21 protein-coding genes and 9 tRNA genes are annotated in these 25,816 nt (G+C 62.7%); 8 read left to right on the forward strand and 22 right to left on the reverse strand.

The window, feature by feature from the left end; translation table 11 throughout:
* The first annotated feature begins 298 nt into the window (after window positions 1-298).
* Window positions 299-1,285, forward strand: coding sequence for a helix-turn-helix domain-containing protein (locus ACGFZ3_RS13425; RefSeq protein WP_392921871.1), 987 nt, complete (start codon window positions 299-301; stop codon window positions 1,283-1,285).
* 185 nt (window positions 1,286-1,470) lie between these two features.
* Window positions 1,471-3,330 (forward strand): methyl-accepting chemotaxis protein, encoded by a 1,860-nt coding sequence (locus tag ACGFZ3_RS13430; RefSeq protein ID WP_392921873.1) that lies wholly within the window; start codon window positions 1,471-1,473, stop codon window positions 3,328-3,330.
* 1,075 nt (window positions 3,331-4,405) lie between these two features.
* On the opposite strand, the gene ACGFZ3_RS13435 is transcribed toward ACGFZ3_RS13430, so the two are convergent.
* The 4 genes from ACGFZ3_RS13435 to ACGFZ3_RS13450 form a co-directional block, all read right to left on the reverse strand.
* Window positions 4,406-5,149: a hypothetical protein gene (locus ACGFZ3_RS13435; protein ID WP_392921876.1), complete on the reverse strand. Its 744-nt coding sequence runs from the start codon at window positions 5,147-5,149 to the stop codon at window positions 4,406-4,408.
* Window positions 5,150-5,767: 618 nt separating this feature from the next.
* Complete coding sequence (locus ACGFZ3_RS13440; RefSeq protein WP_392921878.1) at window positions 5,768-7,372, reverse strand: hypothetical protein; 1,605 nt, start codon at window positions 7,370-7,372, stop codon at window positions 5,768-5,770.
* The gene (locus ACGFZ3_RS13445) at window positions 7,338-7,934 is read right to left on the reverse strand and encodes a hypothetical protein (RefSeq protein ID WP_392921881.1); all 597 of its coding nucleotides are present in this window, start codon (window positions 7,932-7,934) and stop codon (window positions 7,338-7,340) included. Before ACGFZ3_RS13445 ends, ACGFZ3_RS13440 begins: the two co-directional genes overlap by 35 nt.
* A 13-nt stretch (window positions 7,935-7,947) precedes the next feature.
* Window positions 7,948-8,652, reverse strand: a complete 705-nt coding sequence (locus ACGFZ3_RS13450) for a recombinase family protein (protein ID WP_392921884.1) — start codon at window positions 8,650-8,652, stop codon at window positions 7,948-7,950.
* Window positions 8,653-9,201: 549 nt separating this feature from the next.
* On the opposite strand from ACGFZ3_RS13450, the gene ACGFZ3_RS13455 reads away from it, so the two are divergent.
* On the forward strand, window positions 9,202-9,771 hold the full coding sequence (locus tag ACGFZ3_RS13455) for a hypothetical protein (RefSeq protein WP_392921886.1): 570 nt from the start codon (window positions 9,202-9,204) through the stop codon (window positions 9,769-9,771).
* A 319-nt stretch (window positions 9,772-10,090) separates the two neighbouring features.
* Here the strand turns inward: ACGFZ3_RS13455 and ACGFZ3_RS13460 are convergent, their stop codons facing one another.
* From ACGFZ3_RS13460 to ACGFZ3_RS13490, 7 genes are all read right to left on the reverse strand, one after another.
* Window positions 10,091-10,621 carry a hypothetical protein gene (locus ACGFZ3_RS13460; protein WP_392921889.1) on the reverse strand — a complete coding sequence of 177 codons (531 nt, stop codon included), beginning with the start codon at window positions 10,619-10,621 and terminating at the stop codon, window positions 10,091-10,093.
* A 70-nt stretch (window positions 10,622-10,691) separates the two neighbouring features.
* Complete coding sequence (locus ACGFZ3_RS13465; RefSeq protein WP_392921891.1) at window positions 10,692-11,264, reverse strand: hypothetical protein; 573 nt, start codon at window positions 11,262-11,264, stop codon at window positions 10,692-10,694.
* A gap of 196 nt (window positions 11,265-11,460) precedes the next feature.
* Complete coding sequence (locus ACGFZ3_RS13470) at window positions 11,461-11,910, reverse strand: hypothetical protein (RefSeq protein WP_392921894.1); 450 nt, start codon at window positions 11,908-11,910, stop codon at window positions 11,461-11,463.
* A gap of 301 nt (window positions 11,911-12,211) precedes the next feature.
* A complete protein-coding gene (locus ACGFZ3_RS13475) occupies window positions 12,212-12,766 on the reverse strand; it encodes a hypothetical protein (RefSeq protein WP_392921896.1) in 555 nt (184 codons plus the stop codon).
* A gap of 463 nt (window positions 12,767-13,229) precedes the next feature.
* Window positions 13,230-13,925: a hypothetical protein gene (locus ACGFZ3_RS13480; RefSeq protein ID WP_392921899.1), complete on the reverse strand. Its 696-nt coding sequence runs from the start codon at window positions 13,923-13,925 to the stop codon at window positions 13,230-13,232.
* Between the two features lie 10 nt (window positions 13,926-13,935).
* The gene (locus ACGFZ3_RS13485; RefSeq protein ID WP_392921901.1) at window positions 13,936-14,577 is read right to left on the reverse strand and encodes a DUF6538 domain-containing protein; all 642 of its coding nucleotides are present in this window, start codon (window positions 14,575-14,577) and stop codon (window positions 13,936-13,938) included.
* 84 nt (window positions 14,578-14,661) lie between these two features.
* Window positions 14,662-14,748 (reverse strand) — tRNA-Leu (locus ACGFZ3_RS13490).
* Window positions 14,749-14,872: 124 nt separating this feature from the next.
* Here ACGFZ3_RS13490 and ACGFZ3_RS13495 point away from each other — a divergent pair.
* Entirely contained in the window at window positions 14,873-15,253 is a 381-nt protein-coding gene (locus ACGFZ3_RS13495; RefSeq protein ID WP_392921904.1) for a response regulator, read from the forward strand.
* Here ACGFZ3_RS13495 and ACGFZ3_RS13500 read toward each other — a convergent pair.
* The 11 genes from ACGFZ3_RS13500 to ACGFZ3_RS13550 form a co-directional block, all read right to left on the reverse strand.
* Entirely contained in the window at window positions 15,235-16,191 is a 957-nt protein-coding gene (locus tag ACGFZ3_RS13500) for an SOS response-associated peptidase family protein (protein WP_392921907.1), read from the reverse strand. The two genes, ACGFZ3_RS13495 and ACGFZ3_RS13500, sit on opposite strands and share 19 nt — an antisense overlap.
* Before the next feature lie 87 nt (window positions 16,192-16,278).
* Window positions 16,279-16,354: transfer RNA gene (locus ACGFZ3_RS13505), tRNA-Glu, on the reverse strand.
* 57 nt (window positions 16,355-16,411) lie between these two features.
* Window positions 16,412-16,487 (reverse strand) — tRNA-Ala (locus ACGFZ3_RS13510).
* 108 nt (window positions 16,488-16,595) lie between these two features.
* A tRNA-Glu gene (locus ACGFZ3_RS13515) sits at window positions 16,596-16,671 on the reverse strand.
* Between the two features lie 50 nt (window positions 16,672-16,721).
* Window positions 16,722-16,797, reverse strand: a tRNA-Ala gene (locus tag ACGFZ3_RS13520).
* Between the two features lie 134 nt (window positions 16,798-16,931).
* A tRNA-Glu gene (locus tag ACGFZ3_RS13525) sits at window positions 16,932-17,007 on the reverse strand.
* A 51-nt stretch (window positions 17,008-17,058) separates the two neighbouring features.
* Window positions 17,059-17,134: transfer RNA gene (locus tag ACGFZ3_RS13530), tRNA-Ala, on the reverse strand.
* Between the two features lie 318 nt (window positions 17,135-17,452).
* Window positions 17,453-17,528: transfer RNA gene (locus ACGFZ3_RS13535), tRNA-Glu, on the reverse strand.
* Window positions 17,529-17,583: 55 nt separating this feature from the next.
* Window positions 17,584-17,659: transfer RNA gene (locus tag ACGFZ3_RS13540), tRNA-Ala, on the reverse strand.
* A gap of 56 nt (window positions 17,660-17,715) precedes the next feature.
* A complete protein-coding gene (locus tag ACGFZ3_RS13545) occupies window positions 17,716-20,067 on the reverse strand; it encodes a heavy metal translocating P-type ATPase (protein WP_392921910.1) in 2,352 nt (783 codons plus the stop codon).
* Window positions 20,064-20,462 (reverse strand): heavy metal-responsive transcriptional regulator, encoded by a 399-nt coding sequence (locus ACGFZ3_RS13550; protein ID WP_392921913.1) that lies wholly within the window; start codon window positions 20,460-20,462, stop codon window positions 20,064-20,066. The genes ACGFZ3_RS13545 and ACGFZ3_RS13550 overlap by 4 nt, the downstream gene beginning before the upstream one ends.
* 218 nt (window positions 20,463-20,680) lie before the next feature.
* Here ACGFZ3_RS13550 and ACGFZ3_RS13555 point away from each other — a divergent pair, with 218 nt between their 5' ends.
* The 4 genes from ACGFZ3_RS13555 to adiC all read left to right on the forward strand — a co-directional run bounded on the left by ACGFZ3_RS13555 (window position 20,681) and on the right by adiC (window position 25,808).
* The gene (locus tag ACGFZ3_RS13555) at window positions 20,681-21,751 is read left to right on the forward strand and encodes a GlxA family transcriptional regulator (protein WP_392921916.1); all 1,071 of its coding nucleotides are present in this window, start codon (window positions 20,681-20,683) and stop codon (window positions 21,749-21,751) included.
* Between the two features lie 86 nt (window positions 21,752-21,837).
* On the forward strand, window positions 21,838-22,665 hold the full coding sequence (gene dsbG, locus ACGFZ3_RS13560; protein WP_392921919.1) for a thiol:disulfide interchange protein DsbG: 828 nt from the start codon (window positions 21,838-21,840) through the stop codon (window positions 22,663-22,665).
* 397 nt (window positions 22,666-23,062) lie between these two features.
* Window positions 23,063-24,445 carry a DcaP family trimeric outer membrane transporter gene (locus tag ACGFZ3_RS13565; RefSeq protein ID WP_392922038.1) on the forward strand — a complete coding sequence of 461 codons (1,383 nt, stop codon included), beginning with the start codon at window positions 23,063-23,065 and terminating at the stop codon, window positions 24,443-24,445.
* Between the two features lie 13 nt (window positions 24,446-24,458).
* Window positions 24,459-25,808: an arginine/agmatine antiporter gene (adiC, locus tag ACGFZ3_RS13570; RefSeq protein ID WP_392921922.1), complete on the forward strand. Its 1,350-nt coding sequence runs from the start codon at window positions 24,459-24,461 to the stop codon at window positions 25,806-25,808.
* Window positions 25,809-25,816: the final 8 nt, after the last annotated feature.

A 25,816-nucleotide genomic window follows, 5' to 3' on the forward strand; every position in this document is an offset into this window, starting at 1 on the left:
CATTATCTCCTGATATATACCTGCGCCATTTGACGGAACCTGGTGGCGCGTTCAGGCGGTAAAAAACGCGACGCGCTTCGCATTATCAGTCAGGTTCGCCCAGACGCCGTGCGATCAAGTGTCGGACAGTCCCCACCGTCCGGGCGTCGCATCGCGCGGCGGGTCAATTCTTACTGTCGGGTTTTCCCTTGCGCTACGTAAAGTTAGCCAAATTCGCCAGATTCCTACATGACCAATTGCGGTTCACGCCCTGTTCATGTGAAGTAGAGTGCGTCGATTCTCTCAATATCTTCAGATTATGCCGTCGCTGATTTACCCGGATTTTGAGGCGTATTCCAATTCCATCAAGGGAATCGACGGCGAAATGCGCATTGCCGGTCGCGGCGACGGGGCGTGGTCGCTGAATATGCTGGACCTTGATGGGGTCATTCTCCTGCACGGCAGGGATGGTGCCCCGGTGCTGTATCGCGGTGCGCCGCACGCCGGGCGATTTGGTGTGTATCTGTCGCTGCCGGGCAGCCAGACGGCGTTGGATGGACAACGGGTGGGCGAGGACAGCTTTACCTGGCTGGCGCCGCAGGTGGAGGTGCACGGCTTCAGCCAGGTCCCGGCGCGCTTCCTGGGCATCGACTTCGCCGAACACGTGCTGCTGGATCAGGTGGCGCAGGTTGAGCGCCTGGAGGTCGCCTGGCTGTACCGTACCGGCACCATCACGGCCACTGCGCCGAGGGTGGAACGGATCGGCGCCCTGGTCCAGCGCGCATTCGACGTGCACGAAGGCGATCCGGACGCGTTCCAACGGCCGGGCGCGCGCGCGGCCTTCGTCAGCCAGCTGGCCGCTGCGGTCCTGCAGTGCCACCTGCTGGCGGGGCACGGGCAGGCCTCGCCCAGGCGCGGACGCCCGCCGCTGTCGCGACGAGAGATCGTCCGGCGCGGGATCGAACATATCCAGCGCAGCCTGCGGGGGGAGGCTGCGTTCGCGGACATTCCGTCCGCGGTGGGGGCCTCGCAGCGCTCGCTCAATCGTGCATTCGACGACCTGTTCGGCATGGCACCGCACCAGTTCTATCTGGTCGAGCGCCTGCATGCGATCCGCGCTGCGCTGCGCTCGGCGGACCCGGGTGACACCGTCACCGGTATCTGCTCGCGCTTTGGGGTGTGGGACCTGGGCCGGATGGCCGCGCAGTATGCGCGGATGTTCGATGTGCTGCCGGCCCAGGAGTTGTCCCGGGCCCTGGCCGGAAAATCGGCTGCCGCCGTGGTGGGGACCGTGCGGCGGCGTTGACGCGACACCGCCCTAAAGTTTCGCCAGCGCGTGCCGCTCACAGGGGTGCAGGCGGTAACGGTCTGCCCCACGGAAGGGACGTCATGCCCATGACGGTCTTCGTGAGTCCCCAAGCGTTCTGCGCACTACATCGGGCATGGGGCCCGGCGTAGCCCATTGAGCTTGTTGGAACCGAGGAAACAACGATGTCCATCGCAGCTGTTCAGCCGCCGGCGTCCGCTCGACCTGGCGCATCCACACCGTCCCTGCTGCGCCTGTTGGGTGCAGTGACGTTCTCGCCACGCGCCACGCGTCAGGCCCACGTGGCCATTGCACAGCGCAATGCCGAGCTGGAAGCCCAGGTGGCCGCCCTGCACCGCGTACAGGCGGTAATCGAGTTCGACCTGGAGGGCATCATCCTCGAGGCCAACGACAACTTCCTGCAGACCGTGGGCTACACGCTGGAGGAAATCCGCGGACGCCACCACTCGATGTTTGTCGACCCCGAGCACGTGCGCAGCACGACCTACCGAGACTTCTGGGCGCGCCTTGGCAAGGGCGAGTTCGATGCCGGTCAGTACCGGCGCGTGGGCAAGGGCGGCCGTGAGATCTGGATCCAGGCCTCCTACAACCCGGTGTTCGACAGCAGTGGCAAGCCCTTCAAGGTGGTCAAGTTCGCGACCGACATCACTGCCCAGCAGATGCAGGCGGCCGATTTCGCCGGCCAGCTGGCAGCGATCAATACGTCGCAGGCGGTCATCGAGTTCGGCCTGGATGGTCGCATCCTGTCGGCGAACGGGAACTTCCTGGCGGCGACGGGTTACACGCTGGACGAGATCCGCGGGCAACACCATTCCATGTTTGCCGAGCCGGAATATGCCCGCAGCGAGGCGTATCGCGAGTTCTGGCAGAAGCTCGGTCGTGGCCAATACGATGCGGGGCAGTATCGACGCCTGGGCAAGGGCGGGCGCGAGATCTGGATCCAGGCCTCCTACAACCCGATCTTCGACATGAACGGCCGGCCGTTCAAGGTGGTCAAGTACGCAGCCGATGTCACCGCGCAGGTTCGCGATGCACAGGCACTGGCCAACGCCGTTGCGCAGACCCGTGAAGTGGTCGCCGCCGCACAGACCGGCGACCTCAGCAGGCGTATCGATGCCGGCAACGCGACCGGCGCCATCGCCGAGCTGTGTGAGGGCGTCAATGCCATGGTGGCCACCATGGGCAGCATGATCGGCCAGATCCGCGTGGCAGCCGACGCGGTGGCCCTGGGTGCCAGCGAGATCGCCGTGGGCAACGCGGACCTGTCCCAGCGGACCGAGCAGCAGGCCGCGTCGCTGGAGGAAACAGCGGTGTCGCTGCAGGGATTGACCGGCGCGGTGCGGCAGAGCGCCGACAATGCGCGCCAGGCCAGCCAACTGGCCGGTGGCGCGGTGGACGTGGCCGCGCAGGGGGGCAGGGTGGTCAGCGAGGTGGTCACCACCATGGCCCTCATCAACGCCTCCTCGCGCCGCATCGTCGACATCATCAGCGTGATCGACGGCATTGCCTTCCAGACCAACATCCTGGCCCTGAACGCGGCCGTGGAAGCGGCGCGTGCCGGCGAACATGGGCGCGGCTTTGCGGTGGTGGCCGGCGAGATCCGTTCGCTGTCGCAGCGTTCGGCCAGCGCCGCGAAGGAGATCAAACAGCTCATCGACGACTCGGTGGACCGCGTCGGCACAGGTACGGCCCAGGTCGAAAGCGCTGGACGCACCATGGAAGAAATCGTGGAGAGCGTGAAGCGGGTGGAGGCGCTGATTGCAAGGATCAGCACCGGTACGCAGCAGCAGAGCGAGAGCATCGTGCAGATCAACCAGGCGGTGGAGCATATCGACCAGAGCACCCAGCAGAATGCGGCGCTGGTGGAAGAGGCGTCGGCCGCTGCGCGCAGCATGGAAGATCAGGCAACCCAGCTGCTGCAGACGGTGTCTGCGTTCCGGGTCGATGGCGCGGTGGCGCAGGTCCTGCGCCAGGCAGCGCAGTCGGGCAGTCCCGGTGGGCCGCCGGTTCTCCGCCTGGTGTAAACGCGCCCCAAAGCAAAAGGCCAGATCCTGCGATCTGGCCTTTCGGGTTCCATGGTGCCGAAGGTGGGATACACGCACGACCTGTGAGAGCTCGCCAGATGTGCATATAAATCAATAGCTTGATGGTTTTCCGTGAGCCTTCGTTCTGGAAGCTGCTACTTGTTTCGTTCTGGAAAAAAGTTGCAGGGGAGGGGATAAGGATTGGGCGTTTGCGCAAATGCTGTGCGTAGCAGGGGCGCTCCAGTCGGTCGTGCGTCCCTAGGCGGTCGCTCGAGTGCGTGCTCGAGGCAAGCGGCTTCCAGTAGGTCCGGTAAGTGCGTGGAACGCCTCCATGTCTTCAACGTGTTCCATAAGGGGCTGGGCGGCCCAAGCGACCGTGGACCCCAGATGTCGAAGGACGGCTCCCCGGCTCGAGGGATATTTGTGCAGTTCCGTAACCTCGATTCCTTCGCCAATAGAAGACTCCCATCGCTTATGGGTACCGCCGGCCAGTCGGTGAATCACCTTTCCAGCCTGTACGGTTCTGAAGGTTATTTTACGTTCCGGCTGCTGGTCCGCACGATGGCAGAGTGTTACGCCCATCCAAACTGCGATGACCTGCAGACGATCCACGTTTCTGTCGTTCAACCGCGCCCATTGCGCCTTCGCTCGGTCGCCAGGGGAAAGGCCGGCCAACCTAAATGCCTCCACAGGGCGCCCTGCTCGCCAGTACGCCGTGCCAATACGATCCAGCGCCTCAATCACGCAAGGCTCCCCTGAACGCTTCTGAAGCCATCTGAGGGCGCTCTTTCGGAAGGGGTTGAGCTGGGCAGCGGAGTAGCTGGGCTTCCCGTAACTTCCATGCCTTTTGTAGTGGTCTACATGCCGGCGGCAATAGTTTCGGTTCAGTCCAGAGCGCTGGTGAGCCATTGTCGGTTGTTTGCAATCCCCGACGATGCACAGAAGGTACCTTGAGCACCGCTGATACGTTGCTGGATCTCGACTCGTCGCTTGTTGTAGGCAGTGGGGTTCATTTCGCTCGCCTTACGCACCCTTCTTATGGGCAACCGGAAGATTACTTAGGTGTACTTAGGTACTAGCTGTGCTTTGACTGACGAGTGACAGGGCTAGAGGGGGAGAAGGCAATCTCTGCTTGGCCCTTACCGCCAGTGACCTGTTCAAACGCGACCTCCATCACCTCTTTGGCCAACTCTGCCTGATCCCATCGGACAAGTAAGCAGTCGTGGATGGGAAGGGCCACCACACCTAGCGTCTTCAACTTCAAGACAGCGCTGAGAATGACCCTGCTTTCCACATTCTGGTGGACCGTCCCTAGGCTGGAGCCGAACAGATGGGCCAGCGGGGCGTGCCGGCGAGTGATTCCCGCAACGACTTCGCCAATCGAAACTCGCGCAGGGAACAAACTCCTCGTGCCTTGGGGTATACGAGTCGGAACCTTGTCGCTGGCAAACATCGCGTTCATGACGCGCTTGACCACCTCGCGGGAGTTCCCGCCAAGTCTTGGCACCCAGTACAAATCCCCATCCGGAGGCGCAGCGCCTACCTGTGCATACGCCAGTCGAACCGATAGTTGCGCGAAGTCCACAGAGGCAATGGGTCGATCTTCAATCCGAAGAAAGTCCCGCCGCTGGTCCTTCCTCATGTCCTGCCAGAACCCATGGTGAAGTCGGCCGCCGCGATCTAGGTTTCCGTCGTTGAATATCCGGCGAAGAAATCGATGGCCCAGGTCGATGCGGTCTTCATCCGGGCCTAGGTAACTCAGATCTGCTTCAGCCAGCCAGCCGTTTACCTCGACCATCTCTTGACGAATGCGTGCCACTTGGCTCGTCTGCGGGAGTGGCACCTCACTGGCCTCGCCCCTGATCTTAGGACCACGGAGGACGAGCGGATCGCCCAATAGATCTTGTCGGCGGCCAAAGTCGGAGAGCGAAAGACCAAGCTCATCGGCCCTCTGTAGCAGCCACGAAGATGCTCTGACGGTAGAGCGCATATTACCTAGATCTGATCATAACCAGTGCGCAGCTCGAGAACGTTGACTGTGGAGGCTGCCAGCTGTTGGATGAGTGCCCTGAACTGCTCGGTCATGAAGGGGGCTCGTCTTCGCGCGGGCGTCAGATCCGACTTGGACATCTCGACCGTGAGCCAACTCCCCGGATCTCGCAAAGACCGATGGACCAAGTCACTCACAAGAGCTGCAATCGCCTCGTTGTGGATTCGATTAGCGTTTGGCTGCCTACGACGCACCCGGCCCTCGGATGCATCCAAGAGCCTCCTGACTTCCTCAACGACCCTTTTGGAATCCGGCGTTACCGGGAACTTGGCTGGGTCAAATGGTCGGTCCCGACCTACACTTATAGTGCTACTAATACTGTCCACGTTGGTGCATAAGTCGGCGCCCCGTATGGAGGCGCGGGGGCGTAGGCTACCAGAACAAGGGTCATTCTGGGCCCCACGCCGTTTGAAGCCGACTAGAGGCTATTGAACTTAACCATGACTCTGCGTTGGCTCGGTGCGGGCATGCCTGCCACCACATAGCGAGGAGCCAAACGGGCAGGTTGGCCGGACGCCTAAGTCCATCGGCTTCTTCGACCAGCGCGGACCATTTGTGCGTATTCGGATAAATGTGTGTCACCTCTTGGCCCCAGCGTGACGAGGGAACAAGGTACATCCAGTCTTCGGCTTGCAGGAAGTAACGGTGCGAAAGTTTGGAGAAGTCGGGCCAAAGGCGCTTGCACTGGGATTTCTCCCCCATCGCCGCTAACGCGAGTACGAGGACGCGGGCCATATAGGAGGCGCCCGCAAATGTCTCTTTGTCACTTTCCTCCACCTCAAGCGACAGCTGAGCAAGAAAGCTGGCCGTGGCGTCGTAATAGGGGCTCGACAATGCTGCAGCTGAATCTGTCTGATTCGACGAGATGATTGCGGCTGCGAGGCTTGCCAATGTCGCCACGACCCGCCCGTACTCTCCTATTTTGAGCAGTACGAGGAGGTGGGAAAGCTCGCAGGCAACGGCGGCCTCGCCCCAAAGGTCCGGAGCGTCGCGCTCCACCAAGAGCCAAGTCCCCAGAGCTTCGTGCTCGTCGGGTGGCAACAGCGGCTGAGATTCGTTGGCGAGATGTAAGGAAGACAGTAGCCCTTGCAGGGTGCCGACCCGCCATTCATAGATGACAGAGTCTTCTAGCCCTGGGGGCATGGTCAGATGAGCTTTCTGGCTAACCTCGGCCCAGAGAGCTGCCAGGGCGTCGAGGATGACCCGCTCCGAAAGTTCATAGTGCTGGCTTACTTCACATTTGCCCCCGCTCTTCTCGAACATTGCTTGCAACATCACCCGGGTTACCGTCCAGCCGACAGCGACCGCTTGGTAGTTCTCCCGCAGTGCAAACGGTGATAGGGCAATACTGGCCGCCCACATTGCACTGCTGGCAACCCGAGAGAGCTCCGAAACGGAGGGATTGTCGCTCTCGGAATCAAGTCGATCTAACAAAAGAATGGAGCTCAACATGCCCGCAAGCAGATCAAGAGGCAGTTGATCTGCTGTGTCTGCCATATAGAGATCCAGAAGCCGTCTCGTGTCGTCGATCTCGCTGGGCCATAGTTTTGTCGAAGTGCTCAGCGCCATCTCTAACAACTTGCCCCGACTCCACAGCTCTAGCTTTGAGGGGTAGGGCGCCGCGTTCATCAGCGCCACGGCCACTTGGACCTCCTCGCCGAAGCTGCCGTTGCTGACGAGGTAAGAACGATGAATGCCGGGAGGAAAGCCGGGCATTGCGGGCGGTTGGGACATGAGCTGAACCAGCTGAGGCTGGATGTCCCTTCGGAACTCGCCGACAGTCATCTGCTTGCCTGGCTGACCTTTGAGTTGAAACGCGCAACCAACTCCGTCCGGCGCAATGGCCAGTACGTCTTTGCCGAACTCGAGCAGGCAGTGGCGGGTGCTGTGGAGGACCGTGTACCCGGATGCAGAGAGCATCTGGACGAACACCTGCTGATAACTCAACTCACTTGCACTATCCAACCAGTTCTCGAGCAGCTTCTCTAGCATAGTACGCCTCTCGCTTCCGCTGCATGATGTCGTTGTATCGCTGCTGTAGGCCAGGGTCTGTGTCCAGCTGTCTCTGCACCTTGGCAAAGTCCAGCTTGGAATCTGGGTGCATGACTAGCCGCATATTCTTCATCTGACCGGCGTCATCAAACTCCATCTCGATCTTCTCGAGCACTTCCAAGAACAGCTCTGGGGTGAAGCCCTTTCCTTTTCCCTCCACCACCTGGCCCGCATCCTCCAGCGTTCTGTTGAGTTCGCCGTAAAGTTGTGTGGCCATCCCTTCGGCCATACGGCGCGCCAAGTCAGCCAGAATCTCGTATCGCTCATCGGCGGTGATCTTGGCTACCCTTCCCGCGTCGATTGAACTCTCTGCCGAGACAGTTGACATGCCGCTCTGTTCCGACGTCCCGTCCGCGCGCAGAGTGACCATGCTATCGCCTTCATGAATGATGTGCCTGGGAATGTCTGAGAACGCTCCAAGCTGCTTCTGGGCCAGAGCGCTGATGGTTTGCATATGAACCTTTTGCAGCTCCGCCTTTACCTTCCGGAGATCGGGCAACATTAGATTTGCTCCTTCAGGAAGAAGGTAGTGTACTGCGTCGAGAGTTCAGCTCAAGCCGCTTTAGCAGGTTTGCGACCGATGAGCGGTGCCAGCGGCCTCCCCTAGGGGATAAAACGCCGCGCGAGTTGAACTCTGCTGCTATGCCTCCAAGGCTAACTACTCCTGAACCCTCGAGCGCCTTGACCAAAGGCCGGAGCTTCTCCGAGGCGTCATCCGCCGCAACCTTCAGGGCATTTATTGCGTCGACGTTTCCCCGTCCAGCTCTCCGTAATGCCTGGGCGCCATTAGGATTGCCGAGCTTACGGCCGCGCTTCCTCGCGGCCAGCAACGCCTCCTTGGTGCGATGCGAAATAGCGATGCGTTCCTGCTGGGCTACAAGGGCCATGATGCCAACTGTCAACTCGTTCGCATCTGGCATGTCCGCCGCTATAAACCGGACGTCGCTGTCCTGCAGGGTGAGTAGGAACGACGCGTTTCGTGATAAGCGATCCAACTTGGCTATGGCCAAGGTAGCGCCTGTGACCCGAGCGAGATATAGCGCTCTCTGCAGCTCTGGGCGATGATCAAGCCCGCCGCTCTCCACCTCCACAAAAGTCTCGAGAAGCATGCCTCCGCGCATATTGACTAGCGAGGTGACGGCAGCCCGTTGGGCCTCCAGACCCAGCCCCGACTGACCTTGTCTTGCAGTAGATACTCGGAGATGGGCTACATACTTCACTGTACAAATCCCGCTAACGGTCGTTAGGCGATCTTGTACGCCGAGCGGAGAGCCGTCAATACCATTGCGTCCTTTGCGTATATGCAATCCGACGCGACAGGCCCAGCGGTAGCAAGGGTTTCCCGCCCCCGATTACGTCACCCTTTCCGTATAGCCGGACATGCACGGAACCCCTAGATCATGGCTTCTGGCAGCACGGGGCGAAATTGGACAGTCTGTCCATCTCGCCCCGCCTCACGCATCCCAATACATGGCACCTTAGGACACCTCAGGTGCCCTGCGGAACATGCCATCGCGCGCGACCATAGGGTCGGCCCTCGGTGCGCTGCAGGATGCGTTTGGTAAGGAGCTGGTAGGTGGGCTGGGGCGGAGTGGAAAGCGCGTGCAAACATCCGGGACAAGAAGGCACCCCAGGGGGGCATGGGGGGAGGGCGTAAGGTTCGATAGATCGATGCCCCTTCGCAAATTTTTCTGGAAACCATCAAGTCACCTTCCCGGTAGAAACTTTGGCATGATGCACCGAGGGAACACACAAGGAATGCTGCCGCAATGGAGAAGGACACCACATTCAAAGAACACTTCTTCTTTGAGCTACAACGTCGCGACAGCCTAAATAACAGCCTCTCGCTGTTAGTTGGTATCGTCGCCCTTCTGCTCGGAGGCACTCTCACGATGTCCAAAGGGGCGTCCTTGGACGCAAGCCTCTCAAACATATTCCGGATAGTGACCCTACTGCTTACTACGGCGGCACTGGCTGCGACGGTCTACTACATGATTCGTTCGATATTCGGGTACACCTATGCGTACTTCCCGGACACGAAGGAGATGCTGAAAACGCGTGGAGAGTTCATTAGCTTCTACGCCGCTCAACACAAGTGCTTGGAGACAGCGAAGAGCGCGGCCCTGGAAGACTACGCTGCCGAGGTCGAAGCCATTTATGCCGAGTGCACCGCGCGAAATGGCGGCAACAACGACGAGAGAGCAGCATGGGCCCACAAGGCAAACCGGTGGCTTGTCATAAGTCTTGTGCTATTTGCTGTAGCGGGTGTTGCCTATTTGACGAACACAGTCGGCGCGCCCGACAAACCCGTCCGTGTCCTGATTGACAACTTAGAGTGATCCCATGAACGATAAGAAGCCGCCCAGTTCGCCCCCGAAGCCGCCTGCCCCTACCCAGCCCATCCGTCCAACGATGCCAGCAGTGCGCTATGCAAAGGACCATGCGCTGCCTGGAAAGCGTCCCAAGTAAGGAGGGGCGGGGGGCTAGGCCGCAGGCCCAGCCCCCTGGATTCACTCCCGACGTCCCCAGTGGGGAGTGGCCGGAATGGCGGAACGGTAAACGCAGCGCCTCTCACGCAACTTAGCCCCACTCGACACTTCCACTCGCCTTGATGGTATCAACATGCCCAAGAAGTCGCGCGCGACCGCACCTATAGGGTCACTCCATGCGAATCTTGGAGAAGACGTCAGCCATGATCCCCGCGAGTGGCTCAGGAGTGACAAGAAGGAAGGTGCACGCGGTTGTGGTGAATGCCTCGACAATATCAAGCGGCGACTCAAAACGGCGCTGCGGCTGGAACACGCGCAAAACTGTCAGCAGGGCAGACATGTCGTCCATCGAAGGCGTTGCCTCCATGCTGTGGCCGAAATCGTTACGAATGGCATTCAGTTTAAGAATTCCCGGCTTCATGAAGCTGACTGCCTGCCCTTGGGACGGGATCAAGTTGGCCCTCTGTGCAAAGGTCAGCCTCACCTTTTCAATGTCTTGGATTCCGTAGTGGTTTACAAGCCATTCCGTCAAGTAGTGCTCGACAACCAAATGACACTTTAGGACACGGCCAATCGGGTCATGGTCCGCCGCTATGAGGGTTTTGAACTTGTCGTTTTGTTCGTCAAACCACTTCAGGTACTCGGGTAGGTGCGGACGGAGCTTGTCTGCCATCTCAGAAATGCCCTGTACATCCTTCATGGGTAGTTCTCCTTAAAGGTTCCTTGAGCTGGCCCTAGAGCGTGAGGGAGCGCAAGATCACTTGAGGCTCTCAGGCGTAGAGCGCAAGCCAGATGATCAAACGGAACAGCCAGTACACGACGACGGAGCCGCCGATCGTCGCCAGTATCCACGTCGCCCAAGACACAAAACGATTCGGCTTAGGTGTCGGCACCATCTGCAGAATCCTCGCCATGCCCTCGTTACTCAGCACGTTGCCTAGGATTTGGCCGGCGAATAGAGGAGGGAAGTAGAGGTAGGAAATGGTCACCTCTTGCTTCGGAACTAGCACCGGGAACACGATCTGAGGATAGCCTTCCGGGTTCCTCTCAATCGTGTACTGGGTCGGAGGGTGGACGGCGTGGGCGGGTAGATGATCTTTGATGCTGTGCGTTACGCGGACGCCGGTGGCCGGCTTGCGACCGATATTAGCGACCACGATTGAGTGGGAGTGGACCATGCCGCCCTTAGTGCCATCAGGGCCGTCAGCTATGAGCACTCCCCATGACTGGACAAGGTAGGAGATAACCCTTGGCCGGCCCTCCGTGTACCACTTAAACCCAGCGATCAGCAGAGCGGAAACGATAGGCGCAACCAGCTTTGCCCAAGACTCGATATTGTCCATAACCACGACGGTCCTCTGCCGACGCCCCCGCGTCCCATGCGCGAACAGTAACAGGGGCCTTAGGGCACGACCAGAGGCCCAAGGGCTTGCCCTCCTGTTACCTATAGACCACCCTTCCGCGAGTGGTTCCGGCCGTTGCCGCTGCGCCGAGGGATATCCTTCCGGGACGCTGCAGCTTTGTCCCTGCTTCAGCCTACTAAAGCGCGAGGGCGCCGAAGTTGAATCCGACCACTTGGGAGATATTCCCCCGCCAAAATACCCCCTTCCCGTCGGGCGTCGCCCGGGTCCCGCCCGGCGCGAAGAACCTGGCGTTTTCGAGGTGGATGTAAACGGTGACCCTTCCGTCCGGTTGCGTCGTCCGTGCCGGATAAAAGTCGAGGAAGGAGCGAAACGTGTCATCTAGGTTTGCACGTAGAGCTTCATTCTTCAGCGTTCCCACGACGTCATCCAGCACATGAAGGACAAAGTGGTGGCCGGTGACCACGTTTCCGGTCACGAGCATGCCCCCAGTCTGAAGGGTCACGGGCAAACCAGAACCACTCTCCGCAAGCGTGATGAGCGCCTGGAGCATCGGGTCACAATCAAAGTCCAGCCGGATGGCGTGCTGGCGGGGAGTGGTCGCGTCGCCTGGACGTCCGTCATTCATTTCCTCTAGCCTCTGCGTCGCGCTAATCGCGCAGCTCGAAGTCTACCCCCCGAGGTGGAAAGGCCCCGGTCGCAGCTAGGTCGCCTGCCGGTTGTCTCGGATCTTGATGATCAGCTCCCCGAGCAGCGTGTTCCGGCCGTCCCGTAGACTTCAGTTGGCCCTGAGGTCTATCGCTGCGCCCTTGGTGGCAGGCCGCTATGGACGCTGCAAGCTGTCTTCCTGAGCGCTTGGGGTGGCACCGTGGCGAATTGGACTGCGCAGGCAATCGAAGACATCGTGTCGGACATCGCGCGCACTGACATTAACTTGGCCTGCGTGCTTCGGGGGTACTACTGCGGCTCGGGGCGGCGGAAGGAGGAACGGTGGCAGCAGGCGCGCGAGCTGCTGGTGCTGATGGGGCAGCGGCCGGTTTCGGTGCGGCAGTACCAGCTGATGGCAGAGCTTGCCTTTCAGCGCGTGCGGGATCGTCTTGGGGCTGGGGCAAGGGCTGCGTAGCCGCCATCTGCCGTTCAATTGCTCCAAGTACGGGTGTTATTACCCAAAAATGAACCATCATGAGTACAGCAACCCCCAGAGCCGCTGAAAGTATAATCTTTGGGTAGTAGTGTTTTCGCCCTGGAGTGGCAATGTTCATCATCCGGTGCTGAATGTGCGATGCGATGAAAACTGCAAGTGACACTTTCAGCACCCAGCTCACGATCAATGCCTCGCGAGAGGCGAAATTTGTTCCGATGAAAGAGAACAACGCTGCGACCACGGCCAATTCGGCGCCGTTCTTTATTACCCCAACAAGTTCGAGCCCCGCATCGTTTTCAATGTCCTGCTTTGCCCGCTGACGTGCGGTTTTCTGACCCATTTTTATTGTCCTGTTCACAGGTGTGCACCTCAAGCGTAACGTTTCGGGCACGATCAGATAAGAACCTCAGGCGAACCCGGGGGCTTTTTCTTTTCCATCCATTTCGGCGGCTCGCCCTCACCGGCGGGCCGTTTGCGTTTCTGCGGGCGTAGGCTAGAGGAACAGGCTGCCGGGCTCATAACCCGGAGTTTCGCCGGGCCCCATACGCGGTGCCGGCTCAGTCGGCCTCAAGGCCCCTCGTCGCAAGTGTCAGGCCCAGCACGCGCTGCGGCCTTGGATGCTTGCAGCTCAGTGCCCGGCTTCGGACACATTTGTGGTTGATGCTCCGGCTTCGTGATTGATGCTCTTGGCGCGGTCTATCTAACTGCAGTGCGCGGGCACGCTCACGCGGTGGCAGTGCTCGCCTGTGAACAGCCAGTAGAGCAGCCTGTGGCAATGCTGTGGGAGTGCTGTGCGCAGCGCCTCAGGACCTCTTACGGACTCTTGAGGTCACCTTGAACCGCTCCCCGGTGGACCTGACGTATGCGTCCACATCGGCACCGAAAGTGATCTTGGAAAGGGCATCGGTCATCGCTGCGAGTCGGCGGGACCTGTCGTAATTCCGGTCTATCACGTCGCCGTCGCCGACATGGCCGACGATGCGTTGCCGCAGCTCTTTGGGTATCCCGGCGTCAGCCATGAGGGTGACTCCCGTGTGCCTCAGGCTGTAGATAGGATGGCTCTCGCCCGCGCCAATGACCTTGCGGACAGTCTGCGCCCGCTTGCCCAGCAGCTTGTAACGATCGTCATCAGCCCCAGTCACCACAAGCCCAGGTATCAACCATCCGTCGGTAGAGGTCTGGACCAGTGAGGTGATCAACGGCTGTAGCGTGACGGGGATTGGCAGGAGGCGCTTACCCGCGTCGGTCTTACTTACGCGGATGGAAAGGGTGCCGTCTGCGATGTCGTCGGTCCGCACGTTGCATAGCTCCTGCGGTCGGCAGGCGAGATACGCGCACGTGGCGACCAGCGGCCATAGCGCATCACCACCTTCCACTTCCTGCAGGAATCGATGTAGCTGCGGACCGGTCCAGACTTCGCGGTCCTCGCGCGAGGTGTCGTCAGCCCGCAGGAGGAGCCCGACCTTGTCGAAGGCGTTGGACGGAATCAGTCCCTTCACCTCCAGCCAGTCACAGAAGCGGCGGGCAGTGGCGAGGATGAATTGCTTTCGTTCCAGAGAGAGGGGGCAGGGGGTTCAGCACGTCTTCCACGAAACCCACGGCACACCTGCGGTCCAGTGCAGAGGCCACCGCATCGGCTCCCGCGTGGTCCTGTAGCTTCCTCAGGTGCGCCCGACGCTCTGCCACAGTGGCCCGCTTGACGCCCCGGGTTGCTTCCGCTGCAAGCCACTGCGCGGCCAGCTCGTCGAGTAGCAGGACACCACCACCGGCAATGGAATTGGCCCGGCGGATCAGCCGTAGTTCTGAAGGGGTGAGCACGGGTTCCCCTTCGGCGTCTTTGGGCGCTCGCCGGAGGAACGTTTCGACCTGGCCCTCATAGTCGTCGGGGTGGACTGTGCCAGCGCGCACGCCCTCGGCCTGCAGGGCAATGGCTTCTGCAGCAGATGGGGCAGGGGTGGCTTTGGCTTTGTCGTGCTCGGCCTGTAGCCGGGCAATCACCGCGTGCCGGGCGCGAAGCGCCTGGGCATGATCACGGGTCTTTAGAGACACGCTCCGCGTGTCCCCGTACTCATGGCGCGCATGGCCGGGGGTTTTCATGTGGACGTACCACACCCCCGCACGCTGTTTCAGGTAGGTGGGTCCGTCGTTCATCAAGGGTGCCGGTGGCTCAGTAGGTGGCTCAGTCTACTTGGCAAAACCCTTGCTATCACTAGCCGTACAGCTTTAATACATCAGTGGTGCCGAAGGTGGGACTCGAACCCACACGCTTTTAAGGGCGGCGGATTTTGAGTCCGCTGCGTCTACCGATTCCGCCACTTCGGCTGGCTGGCCGCGTAGTGTATACAAACCGGATCCGATTGGGGAGGTCTGAATCGTTCAGTCGGGTCCGGTCCTTCATTTTTCCGCGACGCTATACTCATTGCGCTGAACCATACAGGGAACGGTGATGAGCGCGTTGCAGGGTCTGCGGGTACTGGTGGTGGAAAACGACGCGATGAGCGCGTCGCTGCTGGAGATGCAGCTGATGCACGCGGGCGCGGTGATGCTTGGCCCGGCGTCGTCGGTGGCCGAGGCGTTGCGCCTGATCGAGGAGGCTGCCCCGCAGATCGTGCTGCTCGATTACCGGCTCGCCAATCACGAGACCAGCGACCCGGTCGCCGCTACCCTGACCGCGCTCGGCATTCCCTTCGTCGTTGCCACTGGCATGGCGAATTTCCAGCTGCCCGAAGCGTTCCGCGCGGGCAGGGTGCTGACCAAGCCCTATCTGACCGCTGAATTGAACCAGGCGCTGACCGCTGCCCTGCAGGGTCACGCCGCTTCGGCGTAAGCGAGCTCGACCGGCTCGCGGTCGTCCAGGATGCGGTAAAGGGCGGCCAGGTCCTGCGGATCCGGGTTCAGCCAGGCATCCAGGTTTTCGCGCCGGATCGGCACGATGCAGCGGTCATGGCCGGCGGCGGCCACGTCATGCGGGGGGGCGTCGGTGATGGCGGCGAACGAGAGCAGCCGGCCTTCGGGTCCCTCCCATTCCGACCACAGGCAGGCGATCAGCAGGTCGCGGGGCGGCTGCGGGCGGAACTCAAGCACCACGTTCTGTGGATTCTCGCCCGGGGCCAGGCGGCGCTGTTCAAGTGCATGGCGCGAGACGTTTTCGTAGAACGACTGCACCACGACCACGCCGTGCTGGTGGCCGAATGCGTTCTTCCAGTAAGCCTCGAGGCTGTCGCGTCGCGCGTTGTAGGTGCCGGGATAGAGCGCGTCACTGCGCGCGGGCTTGTCGGGAAGGCGGCACTGGTAGCGCATCGGCTTGATCACGCGTTGGCCGTGTTCGGACACGATCACCGGGGCGTATAGGCCGGGGAAGATGCGACTGTCGCGCGGCAGCAGACCGGTGCGGTGCAGGTCGGCCAGGCGTGCCTGGGCGCGGTCAATGCGGTTGCCGGCAATGCGGATGTCATTGCGGGCCTTTTGGGTGGGGCGCTGCGCCAGGCTTTCTTCGGCCTGCTTCAGGCGCGCGGCCTGGACGCGTATTTCTTCGTCCAGCGCCTGAATTTCTTCGGCGTGCCATTGCTGGATCTTTGCCACGATGTCCTGGCCCTGCGCGGTGCGCGCACCGGCAAAGCCGTCGTCCATGGCCTTGGGCGTCCTGGGGCGCTGCTTGCCGGCGTCATGCGCATAGAGTTGGGCGAACTCGTCCAGCGACAGGGTGGCGCCGAACTCACGAACCAGCTTGGTGTAGTCGGCGCGGATCTGGGCGGAATAGCACATGGACCTGGACCGGGAGAGATATCAATCGGGGGTTGATACGCTACCAAACAAAAAGCCCCGGCATGGCCGGGGCTTTCTGCGTTGTATTGGCGTCCCCACGGGGATTCGAACCCCGGTCGCCACCGTGAAAGGGTGATGTCCTAGGCCTCTAGACGATGGGGACGCACGAAAACCTGAATTTTAATGCCGCATCCATCCGATCGGCCTAATGACCGGATGTTGGTGGAGCCAGGCGGGATCGAACCGCCGACCTCCTGCATGCCATGCAGGCGCTCTCCCAGCTGAGCTATGGCCCCACGATGATGCTGCGAGCCCGCTATCATATCGGTGTTTTCCGGGAAATGGAAACACTTTTTCGGCGGATACAAAAAACCCCGGCATTGCCGGGGTCTTCTGCGTTTCATTGGCGTCCCCACGGGGATTCGAACCCCGGTCGCCACCGTGAAAGGGTGATGTCCTAGGCCTCTAGACGATGGGGACGCACGAAACTTTGAATTCTGCTTCTGTCGGACGGCCTATGTCCGGAGAAGTGGTGGAGCCAGGCGGGATCGAACCGCCGACCTCCTGCATGCCATGCAGGCGCTCTCCCAGCTGAGCTATGGCCCCACGTTGCTGCTGCAAGCCGACCATCATAGCGTAGATTTGCCTGAATGGCCAGCTTTTGTTGAATACCGCCCTCCGACCAACGGTCGGATGCTACCGGTAGGTGACGACCGTTGGTCGTTACACCGGTTGATGAGTGGCGTCCCCACGGGGATTCGAACCCCGGTCGCCACCGTGAAAGGGTGATGTCCTAGGCCTCTAGACGATGGGGACGCATGAACTCATCAATGTTTCCAACACCTCCGAACGGCCTAAGGTCCGGAGTGGTGGAGCCAGGCGGGATCGAACCGCCGACCTCCTGCATGCCATGCAGGCGCTCTCCCAGCTGAGCTATGGCCCCACGATGCTGGAGGCGGAATTCTACGCGTGTGAAGACGATTCGCCAAGTGTTTTTGTGCGTTTTTCTTACAGCAAGAGCCAGAGCCTTTGTCTGCGCGGTTCACTGCGTGGGGCCGGTGGCCATGGAAGATCAAAGGCCGGCGTCGATCACACACGCGTTACCGGATGTTGGTGCGGTACGTGCGGTCGTTCGGGAATCGACCCTACCTTCCGCGCACGCCTCCCGGCTCGCAGCAATTGAAACGCTGCCCTGCTTTCGACCTGATGAAGCACAAAAACAAAAAGCCCCGACCGAAGTCAGGGCTTTTTGTTTTGTAACTGGCGTCCCCACGGGGATTCGAACCCCGGTCGCCACCGTGAAAGGGTGATGTCCTAGGCCTCTAGACGATGGGGACGCACGAAAAACTCCAAATTGTGTTCACTACCTTCCGATCGGCCTAATGATCGGAGTGGTGGAGCCAGGCGGGATCGAACCGCCGACCTCCTGCATGCCATGCAGGCGCTCTCCCAGCTGAGCTATGGCCCCACGTCGTGAGGAGCGAGATCATAGCGATGCTGTTTTCGAATGGCAAGAAAAAACTGTCAGGACGTGGGCAATCGTTGGTGACGAAGACGCAGGGCGTTGCTGATCACCGACACCGAACTCAGGCTCATCGCCACTGCCGCCAGCATCGGCGACATCGTGATGCCCAGCGGATACAGCACACCGGCTGCTACCGGAATGCCCAGGCCGTTGTAGAGGAACGCAAAGCCCAGGTTCTGCCGCATGTTGCGCACGCTCGCGGAAGACAGCTGGCGTGCGCGCAGTATTCCGCGCAGGTCGCCCTTGACCAGCGTCACCTGCGCGCTGGACATCGCCACGTCCGTGCCATTGCCCATCGCGATGCCGACGTTGGCGCTCGCCAAGGCAGGCGCATCGTTGATGCCATCGCCGGCCATCGCCACCGTGCGGCCCTGCGCCTGCAGCCTGCGGATCAGTTCGGCCTTGTCCGCAGGGCGCATTTCACCGTGTACCTCGTCCAGGCCCAGCTCGCGCGCTACTGCTTCAGCGGTGGCCTTGCCATCGCCGGTGGCCATCACGATGCGCAACCCATCGCGGCGCAGCTGTGCGATGGCTTCGGCGGTGGAGGCCTTGATCGGATCGGCCACGGCGATCAGCCCCGCCAGCGCGCCGTCGACAGCCAGGAACATCACGCTGGCTGCCGCCTGGCGCAGCCGTTCCGCATCGGCGTGCAGGGGCTGCAGGGAGATGCCGTGGTCGCTCATCAATGCCGCGTTGCCGAGCAGCAGCGCCTTGCCTTCAATCGTGCCGCGTACGCCCAGGCCGGTGAGCGAATCGAAGTCCTCCACCGCCGCGAGAGGGCGGCCTTGACGGCGCGCTTCGGCGACGATCGCCGCCGCCAGCGGGTGTTCGCTGCCCTGGTCCAGGCTGGCCGCCCAGTGCAGCACGTCCTCGGCCACGTATCCGGGCATCGCCTGCACACTGCGGAACGCGGGCCGGCCTTCGGTCAGCGTGCCGGTCTTGTCCACGACCAGCGTATCCACCGCGCGCAGCGCCTCAATGGCCTCGGCGTCGCGGAACAGCACACCGTGCTGCGCCGCGCGTCCGGTGGCGACCATGATCGTCATCGGCGTGGCCAGGCCCAGCGCGCAGGGGCAGGCGATGATCAACACGGCCACCGCGCTGAGCACCGCATGGGTCCACGAGGGTTCCGGTCCGAACAGGCCCCAGCCGAAGAAGGTCAGCACCGCCACGCCAAGCACCGCCAATACGAACCAGTAGGCGACCTTGTCGGCCATCCGCTGCATCGGGGCACGTGAGCGCTGCGCCTGCGCCACCAGCTGCACGATCTGCGCCAGCATGCTGTCTTCGCCCAGTCGCTCGGCGCGGATCAGCAGGCTGCCGGTCCCGTTGAGGGTGGCGCCGATGACAGCGTCGCCCACGGCCTTGGCGACCGGGACCGCTTCGCCGGTCAGCATGGACTCGTCCACCGTGGAGCGACCCTCCAGCACGCTGCCATCCACCGGGACCGTTTCACCGGGCCGCACCCGCACGCGGTCGCCGGGCTGCAGTGCCGTGGTGGCGACGTCTTCCTCGTGGCCGCCATCGCGCAGTACCCGCGCGGTTTTCGGCGCCAGCCCCAGCAGTGACTTGATCGCCGCCGAGGTCTGGGCACGGGCACGCAGTTCCATCAACTGGCCGAGCAGGGTGAGCGAGATGATCACCGCCGCCGCTTCGAAGTACACCCCGACGTGGCCGTGCTGCTGGAATGACGGCGGGAACAGCCCGGGTGCGACCGTCGCCACCACGCTGTAGCCATACGCGGCCAGCACACCGGTGCCGATCAGAGTCCACATGTTCGGGCTGCGGTTGCGGATGGACTGCGCCCAGCGCTGCACGAACGGCCACCCCGCCCACAGCACTACCGGCGTGGCGAGCACCAGCTCGATCCACACCCGCACGACCGGTGGCACCCCATGCAGCAGCGGGGTCATGGCCAGCATCGCCAGCGCCATCGTGGCGATGCTCAGTGGCAGGCTCCACCAGAAACGCCGGCGGAAGTCGGTCAGTTCCGGGTTCTCGCCCTCGTCCAGGCGGGGCATCATGGGCTCCAGTGCCATGCCACAGATGGGGCAGGTACCGGGGCCTTCCTGCACGATCTCCGGATCCATCGGGCAGGTGTACAGCGTGCCGGCTGGAACGGGGTCGGCGGCGTGCGGGGCCGGGTCCAGATACCGCCGCGGCGCGGCAATGAACTTCCGCCGGCAGCCGTCGCTGCAGAAGTGGTAGTCGCGGTCGGCATGGCGGGCATGGTGCGGGGTAGTGGCCGGGTTGACGTCCATGCCGCAGACCGGATCCTTGACCGTGTTGCCAGCCGTGGCGCCGACGCCACCGCCGTGCGCGGAACAGCAGCTGCCTTTGGATGCGGTCATTGGCGCGGCTCCGTCAGTGCGCCCAGGATCGGGCACTGTTCCAGTTCGCCGTGGCCGGGGCAGGCATCCACCAGCTGTTCGAGTGCCGCATGCATGCGCTGCAGTTCGGCCACGCGCTGCTCGATGTCCTGCAGCTTGAGCACTGCTGCCTCGCGCACCTGGGCCATGTCCTGGCCGCGCTGGTCGCTCAGGGCGAGCAGCTCGCCGATTTCCTCCAGGGTGAAGCCGAGCGCCTTGGCCCGGCGGATGAAGCGCAGGCGGGTCAGGTCGGCGTCGGTGAACACCCGATAGCCGCCGGCACTGCGCTGGGCAGTGGGCAGCAGGTGCTGGCGCTCGTAGTAGCGCACGGTGTCGATGGGCACGCCAGCGTGGCGTGCAAGTTGTCCGATGTTCACGGCGACCTCTTTGGGGGAGCAGGGGCCCAGTGTGAACCCTGGAGTCTGGTCAAGAGTCAAGGGTTTGCCGCAGAGATCTGGAATGTCGTTACCGGGCCGGATTTGCAACTTGTTTCATAGCTGCCGTGTGAGGTGCTCCGTACGCTCCATTGGAATCGCCGTCAGGCCTTGATCCAGCAGGGTTTGGCGGTTTCAGCAGCCGTTCCAGGAGCGCCGCCATGGAAGCACTTTCCCCCTCTTCATCGCCGACCCACAAGCCCACGTCACCCACCCTGATGGAAGTGGCCGTGCTCGAATACCCGGGCAGCCTGCGTGCCGCCGCGCCGGTGCTGTCCGAACTCGCGCAGCGCTGCAATCGGACTGCTGCCGCGGGAAAACGCACGTGCGCGCGCATGCTGGTGACCCGCTGGACGCTGTCCCCCCGCGGGCATGGCATGCAGCGGGTGGCCGGCGCCGAGCTGTTTGGCGACACCCCGCCGGCCGTCATCGTGGTGCCTGGAAACGAGCCCAGCTGGCCGTTGATGCAGGCCGATGAACGCATGTTGACCTGGCTGCGCGACTGCCATGACGCCGGCAGCCTGCTGGCGGGCTGCGAAGAGGGTGGGTTGCTGCTGGCGTCGGCAGGGGTGATGACAGGGCGCTCGGTCAGTGTCCCCGATCTGTCGCGGTGTCCGTCGCTGGCGGCGGTGGTCCCGGGCTGGCAGCCAAGCGAGCGCGCGCTGGTGGATGACGGCGACCTGCTCACCGCCTCCGGCCCGGATGCGTGGAAGTACCTCAGCCTCCGGCTGCTGGCTCGGATCTATGGGCAGAGCGTGATGAGCGCAGCAATCCAGCAGCTGCAGCTGGTCATTCCGCGTGGCGTGCAGGAAGACCTGGAGCGGTTCAGTCCGAACTTCGCCCATGGCGACCGCGGCATCCTCAAGGCACAGCGGTGGCTGCACGGCATTGCCGCGCGTGGCGTGACCCTGCAGGACATCTGCGATGCGGCCGGGCTGGAGCCGCGCACGCTGCAGCGGCGGTTCCTCAAGGCCACCGGCCTGCGCCCGATTGCGTACTGCCAGCGTCTTCGCATTGCCAAAGCGCAGTTGCTGCTGCAGGCCGGCGGTGCGGTCGATGAAGTGTCCTGGGCGGTCGGCTATTCCGACCAGAGCGCATTCCGCCGACTGTTCCTGCGCATCGTCGGGGTGACGCCGGCGCGTTACCGGCGGCAGATCTTCGCGCAGCGGCGCGAACGCCCGCGCGGTGCGCTTTCGCCGCCGCAGGGCGAACCGCTGCGGCCTGCTGCCTGAGCAGCGTCCAGGCGGTGGCTGCAGGGTCAGGCAGATGCGTCTACCCTGTGGGTCATTCGCCGTTCGCGTGCATCCCAGGAGTTGCCATGTTGTTGAAGACCTCGCCCGCGCTGGGCTCCGTGCTGACCGCTGCCTTGCTGCTGGCGGCAGCCGGCTGCAGCCAGGCCCAGCAGAGTTCCACCGCGCCGAAGACGACCGCCCAATCGGCGAAGATCGCCGACCGGCCGGTCGTGCTGCAGGGCATCGAAAAGCAGGGCTTCGAGGTCATGGGTGAGTTTGACGCGCCCGGCGGCCTGCGTGGTTTTGCCGGTGTGGTCGGCGGGCAGCAGCCGGCAGCGGCCTATGTCACGGCCGACGGCAAAAACGTGATGGTGGGCACGCTCTTCAATGAGAAGGGTGAGGATGTCGGCGCCGCGCCGCTGGACAAGCTGGTCGCCAAGCCGATGTCGGACCGGATATGGAAGCGGCTGGATGGCAGCGCATGGGTGCGCGATGGTCGCGCCGATGCGCCGCGCGTGGTGTACACCTTCAGTGACGCCAACTGCCCCTACTGCCATCGCTTCTGGGAAGCGGCGCGCCCGTGGGTGGACAGCGGCAAGGTGCAGCTGCGCCACGTCATGGTGGGCGTGATCCGCGAAGACAGCCCAGCCAAGGCCGCCGCGATCCTGGGCGCGCCCAATCCGAGTGCGGTGTTCCTGCAGAACGAACATGACTTCAGCAAGGGTGGCATCAAGCCAGCTGCGACGATCACCCCGGCGCTTGCCAACACGCTCGATGCCAACCAGGTGCTGATGGTCGAGCTGGGCTTCCAAGGCACGCCCGGCATCCTGTTCCATGATGCGCAGGGCCTGGTGCAGCGGGTGTCCGGCATGCCACAGGGCGAGGACATGGAAAGGGTGATGGGCCCGCGTTGATCTGAATCAAGGTCCAGACGCATGCGCGCAGTCACCCTGCGCGCATGACTTCCAAGCGTTTTCCTGCTGCATCCTGGCCGCGTCATCGTACCGACGCGCAGACTTCACGACCCACTCACTTCCGGCTTGGTACTCAAGGCGCTGGCGCGCGCAGCTTCTGCGCGTCACCCGGGATGAGGAGGGAATCCCACGCGGGTGCACTGCTGATGGCAGTTCGGCGACTGCAGCAGGTCGCCGGGGTAGCTGTGGTGGGCGTTCTCCTGCGGAGCAGTACCGGGTTGCCGTTGTCGGCGCTGCGCGTGAGCGCGGCTGACGGCGGCAGTATCGTCTGCAGTTCAGGGAGGACGTGATGCGTTGCTCTGTCGTGCTGCTGTTCTTTGTCCTGGCGTGTTCGGCGATGCCGGTCAACGCGCAGGATTCCGCCGACGCCCTGCGCCAGGACATCCGCACCCTGCGGCAGACGCTCGAGGCGATGGAAAAGCGCCTCGATGCACTGGAAACTGCCCAAGGCCACCCGCCTGTCCAGCGACCCGACGTGACCACGGTTGCGCCCGCAGCGCTGACGCCGTCGGCCACGCTGCCCTACACGACCACCACCCAGGTGCCCGGCACCGGACAGGCGATCCTGCCCCCGCGCGACTCGGTGGCCGATCCATCATCGGCGGCCTCGCGTCCGGACAGTGCCGCCGGCCCGACCGACCCGGAACTGAAAGGGTTCCTGGCCATTCCCAATACCGACACGCTGATCCGCATCGGCGGCTATGCCAAGCTCGATGCGATCCTGGATACACGTGCGGCCGGGGACGAAGACCAGTTCGTGACGTCCACCCTTCCGGTGGGCAGCGCTCACCGCGATGTGTCCAACTTCAACCTGCACGCCAAGCAGACCCGCTTCAGCTTCGAGGCACGCCGACCGACCAGCCGCGGCAACCTGCGCTTCTACCTGGAGAACGACTTCTTCGGCAGCAGTGATGGCTACACGTTCCGCCTGCGCCACGCGTATGGCCAGTTGGGCAATACCTACGCCGGGTATGGCTACGCCACCTTCATGGATGCCGACAGCCTGCCCGACACGCTGGACTTTGCCGGTCCCGGCGCGGCCGGGTATCTGCTGGTGGCTGGCATCCACCACAGTTTTGCAATGGGCAAGGGCAACACCCTGACCGTGGCGGCCGAAGACCCCGACGCACAACTGGCCGGCACCACCGATGCGACCGTGGCTGCGAACCGCCTGCCGGATGTGACCGTGACTGCACGCATGGAACGCGACTGGGGCCACCTGCAGCTGGCCGGCGTGGCGCGCAGCCTGGGCTACGACGGCGACCAGCGCGACGACCGCCGCTTCGGCGGCGGCGTCCAGCTCAGCGGTTCGGCGTCGGTGGGTGAACAGGACCTGCTGCTGTTCGGCGCGCTCGGCGGCAAAGGCCTGAGCCGCTATACCGCTGACCTCACCGGTTCGGACCTGGATGCGGTGATCGGCCAGGACGGACGCCTGCATGCGTTGTCGCTGCAGGGGGGATTCTTGGGCTACACCCATTACTGGTCGCCGCTATGGCGCTCCAACCTGATCTACGGCCAGCTCACGATGGCGCGTAATGCCGCACTTGCGGCAGATGCGTTCCGCCAGAGTCGATACGGGGTGTTCAACCTGATCTGGAGCCCGGCACCGTCGTGGACGATGGGCATGGAAGTGCTGTACGGGCAACTGGAACAGCAGGGCGGGCAACGCGCCGACACGGTGCGGGTGCAGGGCAGCCTGCAATACAACTTCATCAAGTAGCGGAGAGACGGTCATGGCGCAAGCAAAAAAAATCGGGGTTGTCGGCGCCACCTTCCTGGTGGCCGGCAACATGATGGGTTCGGGCGTGTTCCTGCTGCCGTCCAGCCTGGCCAAGATCGGTACGGCCTCGATCTGGGGCTGGCTGGTCACCACCGCCGGTGCACTGCTGCTGGCCTTCGTATTCGCCAAGCTGGGCAAGCTGGCGCCCAAGGCAGGCGGCCCGTATGCCTACGCGCGCGACTGGTTCGGGCCTTACATGGGGTTCCAGACCAACACCATCTACTGGTTCGCCAACTGGATCGGCAACGTGGCCATCCCGATCGCGGCGGTCGGGTATTTCAGTTATTTTTTCCCGATCCTGTCCCAGCCGATACCGCGCTGCATCGCGGTGCTGGCACTGGTCTGGGCGTTGAGCTTCGCCAACGTGATCGGCCCGGCGTTTGTCAGCCGCCTGCAGACGGTGACCACCAGTTTCGCACTGGTGCCGATCCTGGGTATCGCGATCTTCGGCTGGTTCTTCTTCGACCCGGCCATCTTCAAGGGTGCGTACAACGTCTCGGGTGAATCCAACTTCGGCGCGATCTCCAGTGCGGCGGCATTGACGCTGTGGGCCTTCATCGGAGTGGAGTCGGCGTCGGTCACCGCCGGCGTGGTCGAAAACCCGGAGAAGAACGTGGCGCGCGCCACCCTGGCCGGGGTGTTCCTGGCTGCGGTGGCGTATATCGCCAGCTCCTCGGTGATCATGGGCATGGTGCCGAACGGCGACCTGCAGGTCTCCGATGCACCGTTCGCGCTGGCGGCGGCCAATGCAGTGGGCGGCTGGGGCGGTGCGTTGGTGAGCCTGTGCGCCTTCGTCGGCGCGGCCGGTTCGCTGGGCGGCTGGATCCTGCTGACCGCGCAGAGCGCCAAGGCAGCTTCCGACGATGGACTGTTTCCCCGCATCTTCAGCAAGACCAACAAGGATGACGTGCCGGTCAAGGGGGTGCTGATCGTGGCGGTGCTGATGACCCTGGCCGTACTGCTGACCTCGACCTCGGAAACCGCTTCAGCGCAGTTCGATGTAATCACCTCGGCAGCGGTGGTGCTGACCCTGCTGCCCTACATCTACTCCTGCGTGGCCTGCTACTTCGTGGTCGAGCGCTCGCACACCCTGGTGCATACCGGCGCGTTCTGGTTCCTGACCAGCATCACGGTCGTGTACTGCCTGTGGGCGATCTTCGGCTCGTCCGGCAGCATCGTGCAGTACGCCTTCCTGTTCGTGCTGTTCATCACGGTGTTCTACCCGTTCTTCAGCGAGGAGCGCCGCCGCCAGCGCGGCCAGCTGCCGCCGCTGGACAACGCCGCCCGCACGACGCTTTCGTGACCGTCCCC

The sequence above is a fragment of the Stenotrophomonas sp. NPDC047960 genome (assembly GCF_043204395.1).
GTDB lineage: Bacteria > Pseudomonadota > Gammaproteobacteria > Xanthomonadales > Xanthomonadaceae > Stenotrophomonas.